This is a genomic window from Shimia biformata, assembly GCF_016888515.1.
GTDB classification, from domain to species: domain Bacteria; phylum Pseudomonadota; class Alphaproteobacteria; order Rhodobacterales; family Rhodobacteraceae; genus Shimia_A; species Shimia_A biformata.
Genome location: NZ_JAFEJK010000004.1, coordinates 52,385 through 77,142, shown reverse-complemented (window position 1 = coordinate 77,142; position 24,758 = coordinate 52,385). Strand labels below are relative to the sequence as shown.

General features: G+C 62.4%; 18 protein-coding genes. 12 read left to right on the top strand and 6 right to left on the bottom strand.

Annotated features, from left to right (window positions below; all coding sequences use genetic code 11):
• Positions 1–33 precede the first annotated feature (33 nt).
• The 12 genes from JQ863_RS18710 to cysG all read left to right on the top strand — a co-directional run bounded on the left by JQ863_RS18710 (position 34) and on the right by cysG (position 15,736).
• The gene (locus tag JQ863_RS18710; RefSeq protein WP_204115865.1) at positions 34–1,554 is read left to right on the top strand and encodes a nitrite reductase; all 1,521 of its coding nucleotides are present in this window, start codon (positions 34–36) and stop codon (positions 1,552–1,554) included.
• Positions 1,511–2,269 carry a sirohydrochlorin chelatase gene (locus JQ863_RS18705; RefSeq protein WP_204115864.1) on the top strand — a complete coding sequence of 253 codons (759 nt, stop codon included), beginning with the start codon at positions 1,511–1,513 and terminating at the stop codon, positions 2,267–2,269. The genes JQ863_RS18710 and JQ863_RS18705 overlap by 44 nt, the downstream gene beginning before the upstream one ends.
• The gene (locus JQ863_RS18700) at positions 2,266–2,526 is read left to right on the top strand and encodes a hypothetical protein (protein ID WP_239113610.1); all 261 of its coding nucleotides are present in this window, start codon (positions 2,266–2,268) and stop codon (positions 2,524–2,526) included. The genes JQ863_RS18705 and JQ863_RS18700 overlap by 4 nt, the downstream gene beginning before the upstream one ends.
• A 151-nt stretch (positions 2,527–2,677) precedes the next feature.
• Positions 2,678–3,262, top strand: a complete 585-nt coding sequence (locus JQ863_RS18695) for an ANTAR domain-containing protein (RefSeq protein ID WP_204115863.1) — start codon at positions 2,678–2,680, stop codon at positions 3,260–3,262.
• Positions 3,259–4,428, top strand: coding sequence for a CmpA/NrtA family ABC transporter substrate-binding protein (locus JQ863_RS18690; protein WP_204115862.1), 1,170 nt, complete (start codon positions 3,259–3,261; stop codon positions 4,426–4,428). The genes JQ863_RS18695 and JQ863_RS18690 overlap by 4 nt, the downstream gene beginning before the upstream one ends.
• 250 nt (positions 4,429–4,678) lie before the next feature.
• A complete protein-coding gene (locus tag JQ863_RS18685) occupies positions 4,679–6,043 on the top strand; it encodes a CmpA/NrtA family ABC transporter substrate-binding protein (RefSeq protein WP_204115861.1) in 1,365 nt (454 codons plus the stop codon).
• A gap of 91 nt (positions 6,044–6,134) precedes the next feature.
• Positions 6,135–7,217 carry an ABC transporter permease gene (locus JQ863_RS18680; RefSeq protein WP_204115860.1) on the top strand — a complete coding sequence of 361 codons (1,083 nt, stop codon included), beginning with the start codon at positions 6,135–6,137 and terminating at the stop codon, positions 7,215–7,217.
• Positions 7,218–7,222: 5 nt separating this feature from the next.
• Positions 7,223–8,914: an ABC transporter ATP-binding protein gene (locus JQ863_RS18675; protein ID WP_204115859.1), complete on the top strand. Its 1,692-nt coding sequence runs from the start codon at positions 7,223–7,225 to the stop codon at positions 8,912–8,914.
• A gap of 5 nt (positions 8,915–8,919) precedes the next feature.
• Positions 8,920–11,361 (top strand): nitrite reductase large subunit NirB, encoded by a 2,442-nt coding sequence (gene nirB / locus JQ863_RS18670; protein ID WP_204115858.1) that lies wholly within the window; start codon positions 8,920–8,922, stop codon positions 11,359–11,361.
• Positions 11,358–11,690: a nitrite reductase small subunit NirD gene (gene nirD / locus JQ863_RS18665; protein WP_204115857.1), complete on the top strand. Its 333-nt coding sequence runs from the start codon at positions 11,358–11,360 to the stop codon at positions 11,688–11,690. Before nirB ends, nirD begins: the two co-directional genes overlap by 4 nt.
• Positions 11,690–14,350, top strand: coding sequence for a nitrate reductase (locus tag JQ863_RS18660; protein ID WP_204115856.1), 2,661 nt, complete (start codon positions 11,690–11,692; stop codon positions 14,348–14,350). Before nirD ends, JQ863_RS18660 begins: the two co-directional genes overlap by 1 nt.
• A 3-nt stretch (positions 14,351–14,353) precedes the next feature.
• Positions 14,354–15,736, top strand: coding sequence for a siroheme synthase CysG (gene cysG / locus JQ863_RS18655; protein ID WP_204115855.1), 1,383 nt, complete (start codon positions 14,354–14,356; stop codon positions 15,734–15,736).
• Positions 15,737–15,746: 10 nt separating this feature from the next.
• Here the strand turns inward: cysG and JQ863_RS18650 are convergent, their stop codons facing one another.
• The 6 genes from JQ863_RS18650 to xdhB all read right to left on the bottom strand — a co-directional run bounded on the left by JQ863_RS18650 (position 15,747) and on the right by xdhB (position 24,748).
• Positions 15,747–16,916, bottom strand: a complete 1,170-nt coding sequence (locus tag JQ863_RS18650) for a pyridoxal phosphate-dependent aminotransferase (RefSeq protein ID WP_204115854.1) — start codon at positions 16,914–16,916, stop codon at positions 15,747–15,749.
• Positions 16,917–16,980: 64 nt separating this feature from the next.
• Positions 16,981–18,501 carry an AMP-binding protein gene (locus JQ863_RS18645; RefSeq protein WP_204115853.1) on the bottom strand — a complete coding sequence of 507 codons (1,521 nt, stop codon included), beginning with the start codon at positions 18,499–18,501 and terminating at the stop codon, positions 16,981–16,983.
• A 69-nt stretch (positions 18,502–18,570) separates the two neighbouring features.
• The gene (gene guaD, locus JQ863_RS18640; RefSeq protein WP_204115852.1) at positions 18,571–19,869 is read right to left on the bottom strand and encodes a guanine deaminase; all 1,299 of its coding nucleotides are present in this window, start codon (positions 19,867–19,869) and stop codon (positions 18,571–18,573) included.
• A 56-nt stretch (positions 19,870–19,925) separates the two neighbouring features.
• Positions 19,926–21,509, bottom strand: a complete 1,584-nt coding sequence (locus JQ863_RS18635; RefSeq protein WP_204115851.1) for a permease family protein — start codon at positions 21,507–21,509, stop codon at positions 19,926–19,928.
• Between the two features lie 94 nt (positions 21,510–21,603).
• Complete coding sequence (gene xdhC, locus JQ863_RS18630) at positions 21,604–22,431, bottom strand: xanthine dehydrogenase accessory protein XdhC (protein ID WP_204115850.1); 828 nt, start codon at positions 22,429–22,431, stop codon at positions 21,604–21,606.
• A 4-nt stretch (positions 22,432–22,435) separates the two neighbouring features.
• On the bottom strand, positions 22,436–24,748 hold the full coding sequence (gene xdhB / locus JQ863_RS18625) for a xanthine dehydrogenase molybdopterin binding subunit (protein WP_204115849.1): 2,313 nt from the start codon (positions 24,746–24,748) through the stop codon (positions 22,436–22,438).
• Positions 24,749–24,758 lie beyond the last annotated feature (10 nt).

Genomic DNA, 24,758 nt, shown 5'->3' with positions numbered 1-24,758 from the left:
GCAGACGCCTCCGGCGGGAGTATTTGGACAAAGATGAAGCTGGCGGCCGTCGGCCTGCTGCTGGCGGGCGTGGCGACAGCGGACCCAAAAGCCGACTATGCCGAATATTGTGCCGAGTGCCACGGCGCCGAGCGGATCGGCGCAATTGGTCCGGCCCTGACGCCGACCACGCTGAAACGGATGCGCGGGGCCAGCCTGACGGATGTGATCCGCGATGGCCGTCCGGCAACCCAGATGCCCGGATTCGGCGCGTTTCTGGACGCGCCCGCCATCGACGAACTGGCCGCGTTCCTCAAGACCGAACCCGATCATATTCCCGAATGGCGCGAAGCCGCGATCACTGCCAGCCGCACATTGGACGAAGATTATGTCGCGGCGGATGCGCCCATCTGGGACGCCGACCCGATGAACATCACCATCGTCGTGGAAACCGGCGATCACCATGTCAGCGTGCTGAATGGCGACACGTTTGAAGTTCTGGACCGTTTCGAGACCCCGTTTGCCGTACATGGCGGGCCAAAGTACAGCCCCGATGGGCGCTATATCTTCGTGATGTCTCGTGACGGCTGGGTTCAGAAATACGACATCTGGTCGTTGAAACAGGTCGGTCGCGTGCGCGCGGGGCTTAACAGCCGCAACATCGCCATGAGCGGCGACGGCAAATGGCTGGCGGTGGCGAATTACCTGCCGAACACCCTAACGATCCTCGCAACCGACGATCTGAGCGTCGCCAAGGTGATCGAGGTCGAAGGCAAGGGCGGCGTTCCCAGCCGGGTGTCCGCCGTCTACCAGGCGCCGCCGCGTGAAAGCTTTGTACTGGCGCTGAAGGACGTACCCGAGATCTGGGAGGTCTTCTATGGTTCCAACCCGCCGCATTATGGCTTTGCCCACGACTGGCGGATCGAAGGCCCGGCCAAGAACAAGGACCCCTTCCCGGTGCGCAGGATCACGACCAAAGATTTCATCGACGATTTCTTCTTCGACCAGTCTTATGAATACCTGATCGGCGCCAGCCGGGACGGGAAGTCGGGACAGGTGGTGGACCTTGTCATTGGTCACAAGATCGCTGACCTGCCGCTGGCCGGCATGCCGCACCTCTCGTCCGGCATCACTTGGAAACGCGGCGACACCACGATCATGGCAACCCCGCATATCACGGAAGGTTTGGTCACGGTGATCGACATGGCGACCTGGCAACCGATCAAAGAGATCAGGACCGAAGGCCCCGGCTTCTTCATGCGCAGCCATGAAAACTCGCCTTATGTCTGGGTCGACGTTTTCTTTGGTGAAAACAAGGACGTGATGCATGTGATCGACAAGCAGAGCCTTGAGATCGTCAAGACGCTGCGCCCCGCGCCGGGCAAGACCGTGGCCCATGTCGAATTCACCAAGGACGGAAAATTTGCACTGGTTTCAATCTGGGAGGATGACGGCGCCGTAATCGTCTATGATGCGCTCACTTTCGAAGAGGTGCGGCGCCTTCCGATGCGAAAACCGTCAGGGAAGTACAATGTCTGGAACAAGATCACCTTTTCCGAAGGCACAAGCCACTGATCCCGGCCCCCGTTCCGCGCTGATCGTGGCGCATGGCCAACCCTCGCGCCCCGGCCCGCCGGAACAGGCACTGGCGCGGCTGGCGGTCGAGGTGCAAGAACGGGTGCCGGGCTGGACCATCCGCTCGGCGACGATGGCCGCGCCGGGCGCGCTTGAAGCCGCGCTTGCGGACTTGCCAGACGGCGCCACCATCTATCCCCTGTTCATGTCCAAGGGCTGGTTCGTGTCCCATGCGCTTCGGGCGCGATTGGGGACGCGCGACCTTGTGTTGACCGATCCCCTTGGGCTTGATCCGGCCCTACCTGACCTTGGCGCACAGGCGATCATGGCCGAGGCGATGCGGCGGAACTGGCCAATAGGCGAGGTGCGCGTCGTGCTGGCAGCCCACGGGTCAGGGCGCAGCGACAAGGCCGCCGAAGCCGCCTATCGCTTCCGCGACCAGCTTGCCGCGATTATCGAATGCCATTCGATCGACGTCGGGTTTGTTGAACAGGCGCCTTCGATTGCCGAAGCCGCGACCGACATGGGCCGCACGGCCTTGTGCCTGCCGCTGTTCGCCTGCGACGGCGACCACGTACAGGATGACATCCCGTCCGCCTTGGAAAGCGCAGGCTTCATGGGGCACTTGATGCCGGTCATCGGCCACCACCCATCCGTCCCGGAACTGATCGCGGCATCGCTGCGGGATACCCTGCACCAAAGGAACGCGGCATGAGCGACACAAGCGGAGCAATCTCGATGAGCAATTCGGACGGACGCTGGCCGGTCTGGAAACTGGCGCTGATGCTTTATCCTTTCACCGCCGCGACAGTGGCAATCAACCTGTTCCTTCTGGGTCTCATCAGCCATGCCATCGGCTGGCCCGAAATCACGCCGGTCACCGCGTTGGTCTGGTCGATCCCGCTTGGCGTTCCCGCCACGTGGCTTGCTGGCCGCTGGGTGCGGTCGCTGATGGATGAAGCCGAGGACTGACTCCAAAAACGATCAAACCATAGGCAGTTCGCACAGTTTTTCATCAATAGCGCTGCACCGCAGCAATCAGATTCACCTGAACCGCTCTGTTTCTGGAGCCACGGCAAACCAGTGACTATCGACGTGGTGAACCAGCCACCCTGAGCCAGTTGTGCCCGACCGCCTGACCATCATCCTTGTCGAAGAAGACACGGCGCGCGCCGACGCAATCCGCGCCTCGTTGACGGACTCTGGCCAACATGACGTGCATGTGCTGACGGGTGAAAGCGGGCTGGCGCGCTCGATCGCGGAGTTGAACCCGGATGTGGTTCTGGTCGACCTCGCCAACCCGTCGCGCGACGTGCTTGAGGAATTAACACTGGCTTCGGGGCCCTTGGACCGCCCTGTGGCGATGTTCGTCGACAAAAGCGATGATCGCCTGATGCGAGCGGCAATCGAGGCGGGTGTATCGGCCTATGTGGTGGACGGGTTGCGCCCGGATCGGGTCAAGCCGGTGCTGGATGCGGCCATCGCGCGGTTCCATGTGTTTCAGCGCATGCGCTCGGAACTGGAAACCACAAGGCGCGCACTGGAGGAACGCAAGATCATCGACCGCGCCAAGGGCATCCTGATGCGCGCCCGCGGCATTGGCGAGGACGAAGCCTATGCGCTGCTGCGCAAGGCGGCGATGGATCAGGGCAAGAAACTGGCCGATGTCGCGCAGGCGCTGGTCACCGCGTCAGAGTTGCTGTCATGACGCGGCCGGTGATCTCTGCCGGGTTCATCCCGCTGGTCGATGCCGCACCCTTGATTGTCGCGCATGAAATGGGTTTTACCGAAGAGGAAGGCATCCGGCTGGCGCTGGAACCTTCGCCCAGCTGGTCGACCCTGCGCGACAAGCTCACGCTTGGGCAGATTGAAGCGGCACATATGCTGTCGCCCGTGCCAGTGGCCATGGCGCTGGGGCTGGGCGGCATCGGCGACCGGATCGACGCGCTGTCGGTTCTTTCGGTCAATGGCAACGTCTTTGGCGTCACAGAGGCATTGGCCGACGCGATGATTGCCACGGGATTCACGCCGGACTTTGCCACGCCCGAGGCTGTTGGCGACGCACTGGCCGCTTCGGGACTGGACCTGCGGATCGGTGTCCCCTTCCCTTTCTCGATGCATACCGAATTGCTGCACCGCTGGCTGGGCACCGGCCCAAACGCGGCGCAGCTGACCGTTCACACCGTTCCTCCGCCGCTGATGGCCGAAGCGATCAAAAAGGGCGAGATCAACGCCTTCTGTGTAGGTGAACCCTGGGGCTCGACCATTGTGGACGCCGGGCTGGGTGCATTGCTGCTGCCGGGTCGTGCGATCTGGGCCTTCGCCCCGGAAAAAGTGCTGGCCGCCCGCCATGACTGGGTCGAGGCGCAACCTGACCTGACCGGACGGCTGATGCGCGCGGTCTGGAAGGCGGGGCGATGGCTTGGCGATACTGACAAGCTGGGGCCAGCCGCTGATATTCTTGCCCGGCCAGAATACCTGGGTCTGCCCTCGGGTCTGATCGAACGATCGCTGACCGGCCGCATGGTGATCGCACCCGATGGTCCGGCGCGGCGGGTTGAGAACATGATTACCTTTTTCGATGGTGCCGCGACTTTCCCGTGGAAATCACAGGCGGCGTGGATCGGCCGCCAGCTGGCTGCGCGCTATGGGTTGAACCCACATGAGGCCGCAAGCAAGGCGGCAGATGTCTTCCGCTCGGACCTTTACCGCCTGCACCTTGGCCCCGCGGGGGCCGACATGCCCGGCGCGTCAGAGAAACTGGAAGGCGCGCTGAGTGTCGAAACGCCGGTGGCATCCGAGTCGGGCACACTGATTCTGGGGCCCGACCAGTTCTTTGATGGTCAGATTTTCGACCCATCCCTAGGCAAGTGATGCTTTTTTGTGCAGTTGCAGCGAGATCATGCGGCAATGCAGCAAATTCCCCTCACACGACTTGCCCGACAGCCACACCAGGTGCCTAATACCAACAAGCCGAGGCAATGGCGTCTCGCAACCGACCCTCCCAATGACGTGGGACGCTGAGCAAAGCCGCTCGACCCTCTGCACCGCGCAGAGTGAGTCAGCGGCTTCTTTTTTGTTTGCCCCGATCCTCCTCCCAGGGGCCCAACCAGAGGAACTGGACATGAAGAAACTCTTTTCCGCACTGGCCGCCACGACCATGCTGGTCACCCCGGCAATGGCCGAGCTTGAGCTTGAAAAGGACGAACTGACCTTCGGATTCATCAAGCTCACTGACATGGCGCCACTGGCGGTCGCCTATGAGCAGGGCTTTTTCGATGACGAAGGGCTGTTCGTGACGCTGGAAGCGCAGGCCAACTGGAAAGTGCTTCTGGACGGCGTGATCGACGGGCAGCTTGACGGCGCGCATATGCTGGCCGGTCAGCCGCTGGCAGCCACGATCGGCTTCGGCACCGAGGCACATATCGTCACCCCCTTCTCGATGGACCTGAACGGCAACGGCATCACCGTGTCGAACCAGATCTGGGAAGAGATGAAGCCGCATATCCCGCATGACGACGCGGGCAAGCCGATCCACCCGATTTCGGCAGCCGCGCTGAAGCCGGTGGTCGAGAAGTACAAGTCCGAAGGCAAGCCCTTCAACATGGGCATGGTCTTCCCGGTGTCGACCCACAATTACGAACTGCGCTACTGGCTGGCCGCAGGTGGTCTTGAGCCCGGTTTCTATAGCCCGGAAAACATCACCGGGCAGATCGGCGCGGACGTGCTTCTGTCCGTGACCCCGCCGCCGCAGATGCCCGCAACGATGGAAGCCGGCACGATCTATGGCTACTGCGTTGGTGAGCCGTGGAACCAGCAGGCCGTGTTCAAAGGCATCGGCGTTCCGGTCATCACCGATTACGAACTGTGGAAGAACAACCCCGAGAAGGTCTTTGGCATCACCGCCGAGTTTGCCGAGGAAAACCCGAACACCACGCTTGCCATCGTCAAGGCGCTGATCCGTGCGGCGATGTGGCTGGACGAAAACGACAACGCCAACCGCATGGAAGCGGTCGAGATGCTGAGCCAGCCGGAATATGTCGGTGCGGATGCAGAAGTGATCGCGGCATCGATGACCGGCACTTTCGAATACGAAAAAGGCGACAAGCGCGAAGTACCTGATTTCAATGTCTTCTTCCGCTACAACGCCACCTACCCCTATTACTCGGACGCGGTCTGGTACCTGACCCAGATGCGCCGCTGGGGGCAGATCGCGGAAGCCAAGCCGGACAGCTGGTATGACGAGGTCGCCAAATCGGTCTACAAGCCCGAGATTTATCTCGAAGCGGCCCGCCTTCTGGTCGACGAAGGCCTTGCCAACGAAGCCGACTTCCCCTGGGACAGCGATGGCTACAAGGCCCCGACCCCGGCCGAGGACATCATCGACGGCATCGCCTATGACGGCAAAGCCCCGAACGCCTATCTCGACAGCCTGCCAATCGGTCTGAAAGGCGACCAGAAGGTCGTCGGAACCGAAGTGCAAGGCTGACGCGACCCGGGGATGGCGCGCTCCCCTGCGCCATCCCCCTTCCCACATTCTCTGACCCACGGGTTAAGCCCAACCCCATGAGGACCCGAACATGACAACCGTTGACCCCGATTTCGCAGCCGAGGCCGCCCGCGAGGAACGCCGCGCCCGACTGTTCACCCGTATCAACAAGGCCGATGCCTGGTTCCAGGTGCTTGGCCTTTCGTGGATCACCCCGATCCTGAAGGCCGCCGCAGGCGACAACCCCAAGGCCCAGATGAAGGAAATCTGGCGGCTGCTGGGTGTGCCGGTTCTGGCGATTGTCGGCTTTCTTGCCCTCTGGGGCACGCTGGCACCAACCGTCCAGACCTCGCTTGGTGCGGTTCCGGGGCCGTCGGAAGTCTGGACCGAGGCGGTGAACCTGCATCAGGACGCCATCGCCAAGGCCGAAAAGGAACAGAAATTCTATGACCGCGTCGACGCGCGCAACCAGAAGTTCATCGCCAATGGCCAGCCCGAAAAGGTCAAGGACATCGCCTATACCGGCGCGCCCAGCTATTACGACCAGATCTGGACCTCGATCAAGACGGTGTTCTTCGGCTTCCTGATCGGATCGGCCATCGCCATTCCGCTGGGCATCCTTGCTGGCCTGTCGCTTTATGCCAATGCCGCGATCAACCCGCTGATCCAGATCTTCAAGCCGGTCTCGCCGCTGGCATGGCTGCCGATCGTGACCATGGTCGTCTCGGCAACCTACACCGTGGATGACGGGCTGTTTTCGAAATCCTTCCTGACCTCGGCGATTACCGTGACGCTGTGTTCGCTGTGGCCGACACTGATCAACACCTCGCTGGGTGTGGCGTCGATCGACAAGGACCTTGTGAACGTCTCGAAGGTCTTGAAAATGAACACCTGGACCAAGATCACCAAGCTGGTCCTGCCCTCGGCCCTACCGCTGATCTTTACCGGCCTGCGCCTGTCGCTGGGTGTCGGCTGGATGGTGCTGATCGCAGCCGAGATGCTGGCCCAGAACCCCGGACTTGGCAAATTCGTCTGGGATGAGTTCCAGAACGGATCGTCCTCGTCGCTGGCGAAAATCATGGTCGCGGTCTTTACCATCGGCATCATCGGCTTCCTGCTGGACCGGCTGATGTTCGCGATCCAATCCCTGTTCACCTTCACTTCGAACCGGTGATCGCCATGAGTTTCCTTAAATTCGACAACGTATCCAAGAGCTTCGGTGAAGGCACAGCCAAGACCGATGTCTTGCGGAACATCGACCTCGACGTCAAGGAAGGTGAGTTTCTGGTGATCCTCGGCTTCTCGGGCACCGGCAAGACGACGCTGATCAACCTGATGGCCGGCCTTGAAATGCCGACCAAGGGCACCGTCACCTTCAAGGGCAAGCCGATCACCGGCCCCGGCCCGGAACGCGGCGTGATCTTCCAGAGCTATTCGCTGATGCCCTGGCTGACGGTGACCGGCAATGTGCGCCTTGCACTCGACTCGGTTCACCCGAACATGCCCAAGGCAGAGAAAGCGGCGACAGTGGCGAAATATGTCGACATGGTCGGCCTGTCCCATGCCGCTGGGCGCCGCCCTGCGGAACTGTCGGGCGGGATGCGCCAACGGGTGAACGTCGCCCGTGCGCTGGCGATGAACCCCGAAGTTCTGCTGCTGGACGAACCCCTGTCTGCCCTCGACGCCCTCACCCGCGCCAACCTCGCCGATGAGATCGAGGCAATCTGGGACGCCGACAAGAAAACCTGCGTCCTGATCACCAATGACGTGGACGAGGCGATCATCCTCGCTGACCGCATCATCGCGCTGAACCCTGATGGCTCGCTTGGTCAGGAATTCGAAGTCACCATCCCGCGTCCCCGCGACCGGATGGAAATGAACCACCACGACGGCTTCAAGAAGCTGCGCGCCGAGGTCACGAACTACCTGATGGATGTCGGGATCGAGGCCAAGGTTGAATCCAGCCGCGAACTGCCGAACGTCACCGCGATCCACAACCTGCCCAAGGCGCAGGCGGATGTGAAGGCGACGCAATCGCTGCGGACCGACCGCTATCTTGAATTCTCGCAACTGCACAAGGTTTACCCCACCCCCAAGGGGCCGCTGACCGTGGTCGAGGATTTCAACCTGAAGCTCGACAAGGGCGAGTTCATCTCGCTGATCGGGCATTCGGGCTGCGGCAAATCGACGGTTCTGACCATGGCTGCCGGGCTGAACGAGATCTCGAAAGGGGTCATCAACCTGGACGGTCGCGGTGTGATCGGGGCCGACCCGGAGCGCGCCGTGGTGTTCCAGTCGCCGAACCTTTTTCCCTGGCTGACCGCCAAGGAAAACGTCGCGATTGGTGTGGACAAGGTCTATCCCAAGGCAAGCCAAGCCGAGCGTCAGGACGTCGTGGAATACTACCTTGAACGGGTTGGACTTGGCGACGCGATGGACCGCCCCGCGCATTCCATGTCGAACGGCATGAAACAGCGGGTCGGCATTGCCCGGGCCTTTGCACTCTCGCCGAAACTCCTGCTTCTGGACGAACCCTTCGGCATGCTCGACAGCCTCACCCGCTGGGAATTGCAGGAAGTGCTGATGGAAGTCTGGGACCGTACCAAGGTCACCGCGATCTGCGTCACCCATGACGTTGACGAAGCGATCCTCTTGGCCGACCGCGTTGTGATGATGACCAACGGACCGCAGGCGACCATCGGCAAGATCGTCGATGTCGACCTGCCCCGTCCGCGGTCACGCAAGGCGCTGCTGGAACATCCCGACTACTACAAGTTCCGCCAGGAAGTGCTGGATTTCCTTGAGGAATACGAGCACGGCGCCAAGCCCAAACCCAAATCTCCGGCCCCTGCGCCGATTGCAGCGGAGTGAACTCCATGAAACAGAAACTCGTCATCATTGGTGCTGGCATGGCCTCGGGCCGCGCGCTTGAGCACCTGTTCGACACTGCGCCTGACGCCTATGACGTCACCCTTTTCAACGCCGAACCGCGCGGCAACTATAACCGCATCATGCTGTCGCCGGTCCTGTCAGGCGAAAAGACCTTCGAAGAGATCGTGACCCATGACACCGACTGGTATGAAGCCCATGGCGTGACCTGCCGCTTCGGCGAGCATGTGGTCAGGATCGACCCCGAGATGAAGGTGGTCGAAGGCGAAAACGGCCATGTGCCCTATGACAAGCTGGTCATCGCCACGGGATCGGCTCCGTTCATCATCCCGGTGCCCGGCAAGGACCTGCCCGGCGTCATCACCTATCGCGACCTCGACGACACCAACGCCATGATCGAGGCCGCCAAGAAACCCGGCGCAAAAGCCGTGGTGATCGGCGGTGGCCTTCTCGGGCTTGAGGCCGCCGCCGGTCTGAAATTGCGTGGCATGGATGTCACCGTGCTGCACCTGATGGGCCACCTGATGGAACGGCAACTGGACGAAGCCGCCGGATACCTGTTGCGCCGCGCGCTTGAGGACAAGGGCATCGAGATCAAGTGCCAGGCATCGACCGCCGCCATCCTCGGCGACGACAAGGTCGAGGGCGTGCTGCTGCAGGACAAGACCATGATCCCCGCCGATCTGGTGGTGATGGCCGTCGGCATCCGCCCTGAAACACGGCTTGCCAATGATGCCGGGATCGAGGTGGAACGCGGCATCGTCGTTGATGACGCGCTTGTCACCTCGAACCCTGACATCCTTGCCCTTGGCGAATGTGTCGAGCATCGCGGCCAGCTGTTCGGCCTTGTCGCCCCGCTTTACGATCAGGCCAAGGTTCTTGCCAAAACACTCACGGACGAAGCATCCGCCTTTGAACCCAAAGAAGTGGCGACCAAACTCAAGGTCACAGGTTGCGACCTGTTCAGCGCCGGTGACTTCGCCGAAGGCGAAGGCCGCGAGGACATCGTGTTCCGCGACCCGGCCCGCGGCGTCTACAAGCGCCTCGTGATCGAAGACAACCGCGTGATCGGCGCGGTCATGTATGGTGACACAGACGACGGCAACTGGTTCTTCGGCCTGATCAAGGACAAGACCGACATTTCCGAGATGCGCGAGACGCTGATCTTTGGGCCTGCCTATCAGGGGGGGGCCGCCGTGGACCCTATGGCGGCCGTTGCAGCCTTACCGGATGACGCGGAAATCTGCGGCTGCAACGGCGTATGCAAGGGTCAGATCGTCGAGGCGATCAATGCGGGCTCTCATGACCTGGGCGCAATCCGCGCCACGACCAAGGCCAGCGCGTCCTGCGGGACCTGCACCAGCCTTGTCGAACAGGTTCTGGCGGTCACGCTGGGTGATGAGTTTGTCATGCCCGCCAATGCTGCGGTCTGCGGCTGCACCGATCTCAGCCACGAGGACGTGCGCCGCCTGATCAAGGCGAAAGAGCTGAAGTCCCAGGCCGCTGTCTGGCAGGAACTGGGCTGGACAACACCAAACGGCTGTCACGTCTGCCGCCCGGCGATCAACTACTACCTGCTGGCCGATTGGCCGGTCGAGTATCAGGACGATCCGCAAAGCCGTTTCGTCAACGAACGCCGCCACGCCAATATCCAGAAAGACGGCACCTATTCGGTGGTGCCGCGCATGTGGGGCGGGTTGACCACCCCGGACGAATTGCGCGCCATTGCCGATGCCGCCGAGAAATACAACGTCCCCACCGTCAAGGTGACCGGCGGCCAGCGTATCGACCTTCTGGGTGTGCGGCGCGAAGACCTGCCGGCCATGTGGTTCGATCTGAACCAGGCCGGTCTGGTGTCGGGCCATGCCTATTCCAAGGGCCTGCGCACGGTGAAAACCTGTGTCGGATCAGAGCATTGCCGCTTTGGGACGCAGGACTCGACAGGTCTGGGGGTGAAGCTGGAAAAACACCTCTGGGGGTCGTGGACACCGCACAAGCTGAAACTGGGCGTATCGGGCTGCCCGCGCAACTGTGCCGAGGCCACCTGCAAGGACATCGGCGTGGTCTGCGTCGACTCCGGCTATGAAATCTCGGTCGCGGGTGCTGCTGGGATGGAAGTGAAGGAAACCGAGCTTCTGGCCAAGGTCGCCACCGAGGAAGAGGCGATCGAGATCATCTCAGCCTTCACCCAGCTTTATCGCGAAAACGCCAAGTATCTCGACCGGGTGTTCAAATGGGTCGCCAAGGTTGGCCTTGACTGGTGCAAGGAACAGGTCGTCGACGACCTCGAAAACCGCGCCGCACTGGTTGCCCGGTTCGACCTTTCACAAAGCGTCTATCGCAAGGACCCGTGGGCGGAACTCGCCGCCCCCGAGGAAGCGCGGCAATTCCAGCCGCTGGCAGACCTGACACTGGAGGCCGCAGAATGAGCTGGCTTGATATCGGTTCCATCGACGACATCCCCCTGCGCGGCGCGCGCATCGTGAAAACCGTTCATGGCTGTGTCGCCGTGTTCCGCACCGCCGAGGACGAGGTCTTTGCTTCGTCCGACCGCTGCCCGCACAAGGGCGGTCCGCTGTCGGAAGGCATCGTGCATGGGAAATCCGTCACCTGCCCGCTGCACAACTGGGTGTTCAGCCTTGAAACAGGCGAGGCGCAGGGCGCGGATGAAGGTCAGATCGCGACCTATCCCACCAAGCTTGAGGGCGGGCGCATCCTTCTGGATGCCACTTTGCTCAAGAACCCGGTGGCCGCGTGATGGACGGGGCCGGACTGCCAGAGGCCGCGACCGGGGCCGAGGCTCCGGTCACTACGGCCACGACCTGCGCCTATTGCGGTGTCGGCTGCGGCGTCCTTGCGACGCCCGCCGCCGACGGGTCAGTTGCCATCAAGGGCGACCCGGACCACCCCGCCAACCTGGGGCGGCTTTGCGTCAAGGGATCGGCCCTTGGCGAAACCCTGTCAACCGAGGGGCGCCTTCTTGCCCCCCGCATCAACGGACAGGACGCCGACTGGGACACCGCGCTTGACCTTGTCGCGGACAAGTTCCACAAGGCCATCGACACGCACGGCCCCGACAGCGTGGCCTTTTATGTCTCGGGTCAGCTTCTGACCGAGGATTACTATGTCGCCAACAAGCTGATGAAAGGCTTTATCGGTTCGGCGAATATCGACACGAATTCACGGCTTTGCATGGCGTCCTCGGTGGCAGGACACAAGCGTGCCTTTGGCACCGACACGGTGCCCGGCACCTATGAGGACATAGAACAGGCCGATCTGGTGGTTCTGGTGGGCTCGAACCTGGCGTGGTGCCATCCCGTGCTTTACCAGCGCCTTGCCGCCGCAAAGGCCGCGAACCCGCGCCTGAAAGTGGTCAACATCGACCCGCGCCGGACCGCGACCAGCGACCTGGCTGATCTGCATCTGGCCATCGCGCCGGGCAGCGACGTCGCCCTGTTCAACGCGCTTCTGGTTCATATCCACGAGATGGGCGCGGTCGACAGCCGCTTCGTCGCCGACCATGTAGACGGGTTCGACGGCGCCCTTGCCGCCGCCAGCAGCGACGATCCGGCCAGGACCGGGCTGACCGAGGCCGAAATCTCGCGCTTCCTGTCCCTGTGGACCGCGCGTGAAAAGGTCGTCACGATCTATTCGCAAGGGGTGAACCAGTCCTCGTCCGGGGCCGACAAGGTGAACGCGATCCTCAATTGTCACCTTGCCACCGGACGGATCGGCAAGCCCGGCATGGGTCCGTTTTCCGTCACCGGCCAGCCCAACGCCATGGGCGGGCGCGAGGTTGGCGGGCTGGCGAACATGCTGGCCAATCACCTTGACCTTGAAAACGCAGACCATCGCGACGCGGTGCAGGGGTTCTGGGCATCGCCAACCATGGCCGACAAGCCGGGCCTGAAGGCGGTCGATATGTTCAAGGCAGTGAAATCGGGGCAGATCAAGGCGCTATGGGTGATGTGTACAAACCCGGTCGTGTCGATGCCCGATGCCGATTATGTCCGCAAGGCCATTGCGGGGTGCGAATTTGTCGCCGTGTCGGACATGTACGGCTCTACCGACACCGCGCAACTGGCCCATGTTGCCCTGCCCGCCACAGGCTGGGGCGAAAAGGATGGCACAGTCACCAATTCCGAACGCGTGATCTCGCGTCAGCGCCCGTTCCGCCAGCCGCCCGGACAGGCCCGCCACGACTGGGCGATCATCGCAGATGTCGGGCGGCGCATGGGCTGGGAGGAGGCGTTTGCTTTCTCCAGCCCCGCCGAGGTATTTGACGAATACGCACGGCTTTCGACGGTCACCCGCAGCTTTGGCCGCGATTTCGACATTTCCGGTCTAAGTGGGTTGTCCGTGACCGACTACGACAACCTGTCCCCAACCCGCTGGCCTGTCACGTCAGGCAAAACCGGAGGCCGGTTCTTTGGCGACGGCGGTTTCTTCACCGCCTCGGGACGCGCCAACATGCTGGCCCTGCGCAGCAAAGCTGTGGCACAGGCCCCTGACTCTGACCTGCCCTTTGTCCTGAACACGGGACGCGTGCGCGACCAGTGGCACACGATGACACGCACCGGACAGGCGGCGCGGCTGTCGCAGCACACAGGCGAACCTTATCTGGAAATCCACCCCGAGGACGCCGCCAAGCTGGGACTGGAACCCGCCACGCTTGCGCGGCTCGCGAACCCGCACGGCAGCGCGGTCCTGCGGGTCAAACACTCGGACAACATGCGCCGGGGTGAGGTTTTTGCCCCAATGCACTGGACCGGGCAGACGGCTGTCACAGGTCGGATTAATGCGCTTGTCGCCCCTGTCACGGACCCGGTTTCCGGCCAGCCGGAAAGCAAGGCCGCAACCGTGGCAGTTGCGCCCTATGCACCCGCTTATTACGGCTTTGCCGTCAGCCTGTCCGAGTTCCACCCACAGACGGGATACTGGGCGCGGGCACGCGTTGCCAATGGCTGGCAGGCAGAGTTTGCCGACATCACCGCGCCCGAGGACTGGCTTGCCTTTGCCCAGACATTGTTCGGGATCGAAGGGGCCGACGTGACCAGCCTGATCGACGACGCCACGGGCATTGCGCGCGTCGCTCTGTACAAGGATGGCAAACTGGTAGCCGCCCTGTTTGCCAGCCGAGACCCCGTCGCCGTGGCACGCGGCTTTGTCGCCGGGCAATTGGGCACCTGTGGCCGCGCGGTTCTGGCCGGACAACCCGGTGCCGATCAGCCCGATCCTGGCCCCACCGTCTGCGCCTGTTTCAATGTCGGCATCAACACCATCCTGCGCGGCATCGACGAGATGGGGCTGACATCGGTTGACGCCATTGGCGAAGCGCTGGATGCGGGCACCAATTGCGGAAGTTGCCGACCGGAGTTGTCGGCCTTGCTGAACACGCGCAAACAGGCGGCAGAGTAGGCCATGAAGTCGTTTCCACTGTTCCTGAACCTACAAGATCGGACGGTTGCCGTGGTTGGCGGTGGCGAGCAGGCCGCACAGAAGGTACGGTTGATGTTAAAGACGCAGGCGCGGATCGTGGTGATCGCGCCTGTACTGGACCCGGAACTGGCCGGACTCGCCGATGTCCGGCGGATCGACCATGTCGCCGATACGTCCCGCCCGGACGTGTTCCGCGATGTGGCACTGGTCTTTATCGCAACCGAAGATGGCGAAGACGTCATCGCCATCCGCGACATGGCAAAATCCGCAGGTGCGCTGGTCAATGTCGTCGATCAGCCTGACCTGTGCGATGTCACCACACCCTCGATCGTCGACCGCGACCCGGTAGTGGTGGCAATCGGGACCGAAGGCACCGCGCCCGTCCTTGCGCGCCAGATCAAGACACGAGTGGAACAGATGCTGGCCCCGAATCTGGGGAGCTTTGCCGCGCTTGCGGGCCGTCTGCGTGGGGCCGTGGCAGACGCGATCCCTGATGGCGGCGACCGTCGCCGGTTTTGGCGTGACGCCTTTACCGGGGCGGCATGGGCCGCGCACAAGCGTGGCTCGGAACGGCAGGCGGCAACGCTTCTGAAAGCGGCGATTTCTGATGCGGGCAAGGCCCCTGCACGCCAGGGTACAATCAGCCTGATCGGCGCAGGCCCCGGCGCACGCGACCTTTTGACCCTGCGCGCGGTCGAACGGCTGCAAGAGGCCGACATCATCTTCTATGACCGGCTGGTGGACCCGGATGTCCTTGAACTGGCGCGCCGCGACGCGGAACGGGTCTGTGTCGGCAAGGCGGTGGGCGCCAACCAATGGCCGCAGGAGCGTATCACCGCGCTGGTCATATCCGCCGCCCGGCAAGGGAAATCCGTGGTGCGTCTGAAATCCGGCGACCCATGTGTCTTTGGCCGTGCCGGGGAAGAGGCCGAAGCCGCCCGCGCCGCCGATATCCCGGTCGAGATCGTGCCCGGCATCACCGCCGCCAGCGCCGCTGTCGCTGGCATGGGGCAGGCGCTGACGCAACGCGGCAGAACCCATCATGTGACATTGGCGACCGGCACCTCTCGTCCCGGCGCCGAAGACCCGAATTGGGGTGACATGCTGCGGCCCGGCGGCACGCTCGCGCTCTACATGGCCGTGGCAAACGCGGGCAAGGTTCAGAAATCGCTTCTGACCCGCGGCGTCCCTACGACCCTGCCCGTGCATATCGTCGAGAACGCCAGCACTTCGCGCGAACGCCACCTGACCACCAGCCTCGGCGAACTGAGCGACACCGTCACCCGCGACGCGGTTCAGAACCCTGCGATCCTGTTGATCGAATGGCCAGAAAACGTCGCCGCCGCGCTGTGCATTCCGGCCTGAGACCCAGCTTTTACCGTTTTTCCAGAAACGCGCCGATCCGGTCCACCGCGCGGCGGATGTTTTCCTGACTGTTGGCATAGCTGAGGCGGATATAGCCCTCGCCCAGAATACCGAAGTCGGGGCCGCCGATTGTGGCGACACCCGCCTCTTCCAACAGCGCAGATGCCAGCGGTTTCGCCTTGAACCCGGTCTCCGAGATGTTCGGGAAGGCATAGAACGCGCCCTTGGGCGTGATGCAGCTGACGCCCGGCAGGTCGTTCAGCAAATCCACGACCAGCTTCCGCCGCGCATCGAATTCCGCCACCATCTGCGCGACCGCGTCCTGCGGTCCGGTCAACGCTTCAAGCGCGGCAAATTGCGCGGGCGTATTCACACAGGACCACGCGTTGACGGCCAGCTTGCGCACCTTGTCGATCAACCCGTCCGGCCAGACCGAATAGCCCAGCCGCCAGCCGGTCATGGCATAGGTCTTGGACCAGCCATTCAAAAGGATCAGCCGGTCGCGGATCGACGGATAGTCCAACAGCGTGACATGTTCCTCACCGTCATAGACCATCTGGTCATAGATCTCGTCCGACATGACCGCCACGTCCGGGTGCGCCTCAAGTCCCTTCACCAGCTTGTCGATCTCGGCGCGTGGGGTGACCCCGCCGCAGGGGTTCGCGGGTGAGTTCAAAATCAACAGCCGAGTCTTGTCATTGATCAGCGACAGTGTTTCCTCAGCCGAAATGCCAAAGCCGTTTTCCTCGCGGATCGGCACCGGGATCGGGGTCGCGCCGGTGAACTCGATCATCGAGCGGTAGATCGGGAAACCGGGATCGGGATACAGGATTTCGGCCCCCGGTTCACCGAACATCAATATGGCCGAAAACATGGTGACCTTGCCGCCGGGCACGATGATGACGTTATCCGGGTTCACCTCGGCCTGAAAACGGCGATGCAGGTCGGCGGCGACCGCCTCGCGCAGGGGCGCGATGCCGGTTGCGGGGGTATAGCCATGCTGCCCGTCGCGCAGCGCCTTGACCGCCGCTTCGACGATGTTTTCCGGCGTAGCGAAATCAGGCTGGCCGATGCCAAGGTTGATAATGTCCTTGCCTTGTGCCGCCAGCACACCTGCGCGCGCGAGCACGGCAAAAGCGTTTTCCTCGCCGATCCGGTCAAATCCCGCGATAGTCTTCATTTTGGTCCCCGTTACCGTTAACGGCGCGACTTTAGCAATCGCGACGCGGGATGCACGGGAAATCTTAGCGTTTCACCATCTCGCGCAGGTCGGTCTTTACAACCTTGCCGTAATTGTTCTTCGGCAGGTCGGGCAGGAACACGTACTTCTTGGGCCGCTTGAAACGGGCGATATTGTCGGTGCATAGCCTGTCCAGCGCGGTGGGGTCGATCTGACGTCCCGCCTCGGCCACGATGCAGGCCACCACTTCCTCGCCCCACTCGGGATGGGGGCGCCCCACGATCGCGGCCTCGGCGACATCCGGGTGGGTCAGCAGAACCTCTTCCACCTCGCGGGGATAGATGTTCGATCCGCCCGAGATGATCATGTCCTTTGACCGATCATGCATGGTGACAAACCCATCGGCATCCATCGACCCCATGTCGCCGGTCCAGAGCCAGCCATCACGCAGCGTTCCGGCGGTCGAATCCGGGTTCTGCCAATACCCCTTCATCACCGCCGGGCCGCGCACGACGATCTCTCCGACGGTGCCCGCCGAAACAGGACAGCCGTCACCGTCGACGATCCGCACCTGACTGACAGATTGCTCGTAACCAACGGAATTCAAGCGATCTTTCCACCGGGGGTGGGTTCTGTCGCTGACCATTTCCTTGGGCAGGACAGTGATTGCCATCGGGCATTCCCCCTGCCCGTAAATCTGGGCAAACCGGTCACCCAACACCTCGACCGCTTCGACGATATCGGCGAAATACATCGGCCCGCCGGCATAGATCACCGTATCCAGCCCCTCGCCCGTGTCGCCCGTCGCCTTGGCGACATCGATCATGCGGCGCACCATGGTTGGGGCCGCAAACATCGAGACATGGCCGAAGTGCCGCGCGAGGTCGAAAATCTCGGCCGGGTCGAACCCGCCCGAAGCCGGGCAGACATGCCGCCCGCCCGCCATCACGAACATGAAATTGTAGATCCCCGCGCCGTGGCTCATCGGGGCGGCATAGATCGTGGCATCTTTCGCGGAGTGGCTGCCGATCCCGTCCAGATACCCCGCCACCATTGCGGCCATGTTCTGAGCCGTGATCATCACCCCTTTGGGCCGCCCCGTCGTGCCGGACGTATAGAATAGCCAGATCATGTCATCGCGGTCGACATCGGCAGGGGCTGCCATCGGGTCGGCATCGTAAAGCGCGGCGAATTCCGGCGTGCCCGCGCAGAGGGTCATCTCCAGACAGTCGGGGGCAACAGGCGCGAGTTCGGCAGCGTTTTCGGAGGAGGCAAACAACAACCGCGTTCCCGAGTTTTCAAGGATGAACGCCGCCTCTTTGCCGTGCAGTTTGGCATTGATCGGCACCGCGCAGGCGCCGGCCCACCAGATGCCATAGAGGGTCTCAAGGTATTCGGGCCGGTTCTTCATCAGGATACCGACGCGGTCGCCCTTGCCGATGCCGCGCGCCTGCAATGCCCCCGCGATCGCGGCGGCGCGTGCCGCGAAGACATGATAGCTGGCGACGCATTCCGTCCCAAGAAAAAGCGCCGCGGCGTTCGGCGTCAGTTTCGCAGTCCGCAAAAGCCAATTGGCCGGATTCATTCCGATCCCCCCTCTTAGACGGACAAAGTCTAGCCCGAGGGTTCGCGCCCTGCCAGAGGGTGGAAATACCTACGCAACAGCACCCGGTTTCTGCCCCGTTCCCGCGACATAGGTCTGCACCACGGCACGGTCATCGCCCAGCATCATCAGGACAAACAGCTCTTCGGCCAGCGTTTCTGCCGCCTGCATCCGCAGCGCCATGGCATGCGTCGCGGCACTGTCCAGAACCACCACATCTGCAGACGTTCCCGCATCCAGCGTGCCGATCTCGTCCTGCATCCCCATCGCCACCGCGTTGCCACGCGTGATCCAATGGAACGCGCGGAAAGGATGCAGCGCCTGCCCCTGCAATTGCAGCACCTTGTAGCCCTCGTTCAGGGTTTGCAGCATGGAGTAACTTGTGCCCGCGCCGACATCCGTCGCAATGGCATTGGCGATCCCGCGCCCGCGCAGCCCGGCATCGTCAAACAGGCCCGAGCCCAGGAACAGGTTTGAAGTCGGACAGAAGACAGGGCGCGATCCGGTATCCGCCAAAAGGTCGATCTCGCGCGGTTCCAGATGGATGGCGTGGCCAAGAAAGGTCTTTGGTCCAAGAAGGCCATAGCGTTCATAAACCCCGAGGTAATCCAGCGCTTCCGGGAAAAGCTCTTTGGTAAAGGCGATCTCGGCATGATTTTCGCTCAGATGGGTCTGGACGAAACAGCCGGGATGCTCCGCCACTAGATTGCCTGCGATCTCAAGCTGCGCCCGGGTCGAAGTGATGGCAAAACGCGGCGTGATCGCATATCGCGCCCGCCCAACCCCGTGCCACTTGTCGATCATTGCCTTGGTGTCCTCATAGGAGGATTGCGGCGTGTCGGTCAGCCCTTTGGGGGCGTTCCGATCCATCATCACCTTGCCGCCGACCATCGCCATGTTGCGCCGCGCGGCCTCGGAGAAATAGGCATCGACCGATTGGGTATGGACGCTACAGAACGCCATCGCCGTGGTGGTTCCATGCCCGGTCAGAAGATCAAAAAACGCCCGCGCCATGGTGTCGGCATGATTCTGATCGGCAAAGGCGATTTCTGCCGGAAAGGTATAGTTGTTCAGCCAGTCCAGAAGCTGCGCGCCCCAGCTGGCAATCACCTGCACCTGTGGAAAATGGATGTGCGTGTCGATGAATCCCGGCATCAGAAGATGCGGTCGGTGGTCGATGACCTGTGCCTCGTGATGCGACAGGTCCGACCAATCGCCCAAAGCTTCGATCCGGCCTGCATCGATCAGGATCGCGCCGTCTTCTAGGTAGGTGAAAGCGCCCGTGTCGTCGGGGGATTGCGGTTCGGCGTGGAAGGTCAGGATGCGGCCACGCAACAGGGTCTTGGTCATCGTCTTTTCTCTGTCATTGAAATGCGCGGGCCGGGGTTGTGGCCCGCGCGGTTTGGTTACTCGGCAGGGGTGACGGGCGCCTCGTCCACCACGACATTGGCGTTTTCCATATCCCCTTCGCGGTGGACCATCGGGTAGAGGAACAGGAACCCCGCAGCGATCAGATAGCCCACGGTCACACCATCCAGCGTCGGCAGGTGCAGCGCGGCGGAATGCACGATGCCGATTGACGACATCGCCGCGCCCGCCAGAGCAAAGCCAAAGGCATTGCGGAACCGTCCGTCAATCACGCTGGCAACAATCGCCCCCCAGACCAGACCGGTGATGATCGCGCCCTGGCTTAACGCAAGATGCCCCTGGAAATGCGCGCCCTGCTGCAACAGGGCCACCGTCAGCGCCTCATCCCCCAGACGCGGCAGGCCCTCGACCCCGGTGGCGCCCAGCGCGTTCATCAACGATACCCATTTCACCATCAGGAAGGCCGAGACATGCGGCATCATCGCGATGGTGACGGCAGCCATATGCGCGGGTTTGACCGAATGGGCGGTATTGGTGATCAGGCTGAGCGCCACGAAAACCAGCACCGGCGCGGCGGCGGCAACGGGGATCAGGTTGTTGAGGAAGGCCAGCAGCCCAAGGAAGGCCGCCACCGGGATCACAACACCAACAGCGATGATATAGCCCGAATGCGCCCCCATGCGCTTATAGGCGGGGTGTCCGATATAGGCCGTGGTCGGGAAGGGCGAGCCAAAAAGCGCCCCGATCATCGTCCCGGCCCCGTCGATCACCTGCGCGGTGCCAACCGGGTAGTGATCCCCTGCGGCCTCGGCGCTTTCGACGTTATTCATGGTCTCGATGAAGTTGTAGATCTGCACCGGCACCAGAACGAGGAACAGTTCGGGGTTGGCAAACAGGTGCTGGATACCCGCCATCAGGTCGCCAAGATAGGGCATCGGCAGATAGATCGCGACGCCTTCGATGCTGACCGAGGCCTTGCCCGCGATCAGAGCAACCACCGTCCCGACGATCAGCGCCAGCAAACCTGCCGGGATGTTGAACGGCAGGCGGAACCGCCCGACCAGCCCCCAGAGAATAATGATCATCGAGGCAAAGCCGATATAGGGGTCTTCGAACACGGTCGCCAAAGGCACGGTGCCGATGAACACAAGCGCGATGCCGCACAGCGTGCCCAGCATGCCCGCGCGCGGTGTGACCCGCTTCAGCCAGGGACCGACCAGCGCGCCACAGGCGGCGACGATCCCGCCCATGAACCCGGCTCCAATGCCGACCTGCCAGGCAAGAACAGGATCGTTCGTTGCCCAGTAAATCGGGCCGATCACGCCAAAAAGATAAACGAACATCACGGGCGTCGAGATGCCATAAGGCAGCGCTGTCACATCGCGGCCCGCCTGTTTCGCCGCCCGCTTCGCCAGCCAGACATAGGCCGCGATCCCGGCCATGATCGCCACGGCAGCACCCGGCACGATGCGGCCAAAGACGATCTCGGCTGGCATGCCAAAAACGAACTGGCAAACGCCTGCCAGCACCATCAGGTTGATCAGGTTGTCGGTGAACAGCGCCCAGAACGCGCTAAAATCGCTGCGGTGAAACAGCTTGTATTGGTAACCTTGTCCGCTCATCGCGGGTCTCCTCCGTTTTGAATGGGCGCACCCCCGCCGACCCTCCTCAAGCCATGAGGCGGGGGCAGCCCGTCTACATCCTCTGACCGTCGGGTCAGAAACGTGCCTTCACAGGCGAAACTGCGGCAGTTTCAGAGGTCAGTGCCGTGATCACCTCAGCCACCACGGTGGCGGCGATCACGGGCGGCCGCTTGTCGCGGCTACCGCTTGCCCCGATGGGGCAGACAAGCGCATCCGTCGAAAGAGGCCCGCATTGCTTGCGGACGAAGCTTTCGAAAGAGGCGCGTTTCGTGGCCGAGCCGATCATGCCGACATAGGCCGCGTCCCTCCGGGCGAGAGCCTCGGAAGTCAGCAGAAAATCAAGCGCGTGGTCATGGGTCAGGACCACAAAGGCGCTGCGCGGGGGCGCACTGCAAATGACCGCTTCAGGCAGAGCGGTCAGCACCGTTTCGACCTGCGCCGTGTTCAGTTGCAACTCTTCGGCGCGGGGATCGACCAGCACACAAGCCACCGGAAGATGCTGGAACAGATCCGCCATGGCGCGGCCCGTATGACCGGCCCCGAAGACATAGACATGGGGCAGCGCGTCGGTTTCGGCCTGCGCCTTTTCAACCGCTGCTACCTTGTCCGCATCATCCATCAGGGTCAGCGCAATCTCGACACGCCCGCCGCAACATTGCCCGATCTCGGGGCCAAGCGGTACGTCCATCTCCGCGCCTTTACCCGACGATTTCAACAGCTTGCGCGCCTCATCCAGCGCCATGTACTCCAACTGACCACCGCCGATCGTTCCCAGAAGCCCAGTCTGCGTCACGAACATCGTCGCCCCGACCTCACGTGGCGAAGACCCTCGCACACGGGTCAGCGTGACCCGGACCACCGGGCCGCTGGCAAGGAAGGATTGCAGACGGGCGGGGGTCATTGGACTACGCCCCCTGAAGACGGTCAATCGCCATCAGCACCCGTTCCGGGGTCGCCGGCGCGTCAAGGCGCGGGCATTCGCGGTAGTCAGCAACCGAGGCAACAGCCATGCCAAGCGCTTCGAACACCGAGATCGGCAGCATGAAGGGCGGTTCGCCCACTGCTTTCGACCGTTTGATCGTCAACTCGCGGTTTTCGGACCAATCCGCCAGCTTGACGTTGAAGACGCGCGGGATGTCGGATGCCAGCGGGATCTTGTAGGTCGACGGCGCGTGGGTTTTCAGCTGCCCTTTCTGGTCCCACCAAAGTTCCTCGGTGGTCAGCCATCCCATGCCCTGCACAAAGGCGCCCTCCACCTGGCCCTTGTCCAGAATCGGGTTCAGCGACTTGCCGACGTCATGCAAAACATCAACGCGATCAATGACATACTCACCCGTCAGCGTATCAACACTGACTTCCGAGACCGAGGCACCATAGGCATAGTAATAGAACGGGCGCCCCTGCCCTTTGGCCCTGTCCCAGTGGATCTTCGGCGTTTTGTAGAAACCGGCCGCCGACAATTGCACGCGGTCCATGTAGGCCGCCTTGATGAAGTCATTGAAGCCATGCACATCGTCGCCGACGCGCACTTCATTCGGCAGGAACCGCACCTCTTCCTCGGTCACGTTCCATTTCGCCGCCGCCCATTCGACCAGCCGCGTCTTGATCTGATCGCAGGCGTTCTGCGCCGCCATCCCGTTCAGGTCCGACCCCGAGGACGCGGCGGTGGCCGATGTGTTCGGCACCTTCTCGGTTGTGGTCTTGGTGATCTTGATGCGGTCGATATCGACCTGGAAGGCATCGGCGACGACCTGCGCAACCTTGGTGTTCAGCCCTTGCCCCATCTCGGTCCCGCCATGATTGAGCATGATTGAACCGTCATTATAGAGATGCACCAACGCGCCGGCCTGATTGTACCAGGTCGCGGTAAAGCTAATGCCGAACTTGACCGGCGTCAGCGCGATCCCCTTGCGGATCAACCCGCCCTTTGCGTTGTGATCCAGCACCGCCCTGCGCCGCGCCTGATAGTCGGCGTCCTCTTCCAACTCCTCGACCAGCCGCAGGATCACGTTATCCTCGACCGTCTGGTGGTAAGGCGTCAGGTCACGTCCCGGACCGCCGTAGAAGTTCAGTTTTCGGATCTCCAGCGGGTCCTTGCCCAACTGATAGGCGATTTCTTCGACCATGCGTTCCGCCGCGATCACCCCCTGCGGACCACCAAACCCCCGGAAGGCAGTGTTCGACACGGTGTTGGTCTTCATCGGCCGCGAGGTCAGGCGCACATGGGGATAGAAATAGGCATTGTCAGCGTGGAACAGCGCCCGGTCCGTCACAGGACCGCTAAGGTCCGATGTCCAGCCGCAACGCGCCGCGAATTGACCTTCGACCGCGTGAATCCGACCTTCCTCATCAAAGGCAACGTCATAATCGACGACGAAATCATGCCGCTTGCCGGTGCTTTCCATGTCCTGATCGCGGTCGGGGCGGATTTTCACAGCGCGGTTCCATTTCTTGGCGGCAACCGCCGCCACCGCGCAAAACAGGTTCATCTGGCTTTCCTTGCCGCCGAACCCGCCACCCATACGCCGCACGTTGACCACCACGGAATGCGACGGCACGCCAAGGACATGGGCCACCATATGCTGGGCTTCGCTTGGGTGCTGGGTCGAGGAATGCACAATCACGTCCTCATCCTCGCCGGGCTCGGCAAAGGCGATATGACCTTCAAGATACGTGTGATCCTGCCCGCCAACCCGCATCTGACCCTTGATCCGATTGGGGGCCTTCTGGCCCTCGGCCACGTCGCCACGTTCCAGTTTCAGCGGCTCGGTGACATGGGGATAGCCCTGCGCCATCGCATCGGCAGCGTCGGTGACGTGGGGCAGAATCTCGTAGTCCACCTTGGCGAGAGCCGCCGCACGGCGCGCCTGATCCCGCGACTCGGCAACCACGGCAAAGATCGGCTGACCCCAGAATTCCACGATGTCCGTTGCAAAGACAGGCTCATCGTGGCGCCCGGTTGGACTGACATCATTGACGCCGGGAATATCGGCGGCGGTCAGGATACCAACGACGCCCGGCGCGGATTTGACCGCATCGAAATCAATGTCCCTGATGCGCCCGTGCGCCACGGTCGAGGTGCCCAGATAGGCATGCAAAGTCCCGATTGGTTCAGCAATGTCGTCGGTATAGTCGGCCCGCCCGGTGACGTGCTTGACCGCGCTGTCGTGTTGAAGATCGGTATGGGTGGCACCCCGGATGCTGACAGTCTGTTTCATCTGATCCCCC

What these genes read in the sequence shown, in the direction of transcription:
- xdhB (WP_204115849.1), bottom strand. Translation starts at nt 24,748, where the DNA reads ATGAAACAGACTGTCAGCATCCGGGGTGCCACCCATACCGATCTTCAA.
- JQ863_RS18650 (WP_204115854.1), bottom strand. Translation starts at nt 16,916, where the DNA reads ATGAAGACTATCGCGGGATTTGACCGGATCGGCGAGGAAAACGCTTTT.
- xdhC (WP_204115850.1), bottom strand. Translation starts at nt 22,431, where the DNA reads ATGACCCCCGCCCGTCTGCAATCCTTCCTTGCCAGCGGCCCGGTGGTC.
- JQ863_RS18675 (WP_204115859.1), top strand. Translation starts at nt 7,223, where the DNA reads ATGAGTTTCCTTAAATTCGACAACGTATCCAAGAGCTTCGGTGAAGGC.
- JQ863_RS18660 (WP_204115856.1), top strand. Translation starts at nt 11,690, where the DNA reads ATGGACGGGGCCGGACTGCCAGAGGCCGCGACCGGGGCCGAGGCTCCG.
- JQ863_RS18700 (WP_239113610.1), top strand. Translation starts at nt 2,266, where the DNA reads ATGAGCGACACAAGCGGAGCAATCTCGATGAGCAATTCGGACGGACGC.
- nirD (WP_204115857.1), top strand. Translation starts at nt 11,358, where the DNA reads ATGAGCTGGCTTGATATCGGTTCCATCGACGACATCCCCCTGCGCGGC.
- JQ863_RS18705 (WP_204115864.1), top strand. Translation starts at nt 1,511, where the DNA reads ATGTCTGGAACAAGATCACCTTTTCCGAAGGCACAAGCCACTGATCCC.
- JQ863_RS18685 (WP_204115861.1), top strand. Translation starts at nt 4,679, where the DNA reads ATGAAGAAACTCTTTTCCGCACTGGCCGCCACGACCATGCTGGTCACC.
- cysG (WP_204115855.1), top strand. Translation starts at nt 14,354, where the DNA reads ATGAAGTCGTTTCCACTGTTCCTGAACCTACAAGATCGGACGGTTGCC.
- JQ863_RS18710 (WP_204115865.1), top strand. Translation starts at nt 34, where the DNA reads ATGAAGCTGGCGGCCGTCGGCCTGCTGCTGGCGGGCGTGGCGACAGCG.
- JQ863_RS18645 (WP_204115853.1), bottom strand. Translation starts at nt 18,501, where the DNA reads ATGAATCCGGCCAATTGGCTTTTGCGGACTGCGAAACTGACGCCGAAC.
- JQ863_RS18635 (WP_204115851.1), bottom strand. Translation starts at nt 21,509, where the DNA reads ATGAGCGGACAAGGTTACCAATACAAGCTGTTTCACCGCAGCGATTTT.
- guaD (WP_204115852.1), bottom strand. Translation starts at nt 19,869, where the DNA reads ATGACCAAGACCCTGTTGCGTGGCCGCATCCTGACCTTCCACGCCGAA.
- JQ863_RS18680 (WP_204115860.1), top strand. Translation starts at nt 6,135, where the DNA reads ATGACAACCGTTGACCCCGATTTCGCAGCCGAGGCCGCCCGCGAGGAA.
- nirB (WP_204115858.1), top strand. Translation starts at nt 8,920, where the DNA reads ATGAAACAGAAACTCGTCATCATTGGTGCTGGCATGGCCTCGGGCCGC.
- JQ863_RS18690 (WP_204115862.1), top strand. Translation starts at nt 3,259, where the DNA reads ATGACGCGGCCGGTGATCTCTGCCGGGTTCATCCCGCTGGTCGATGCC.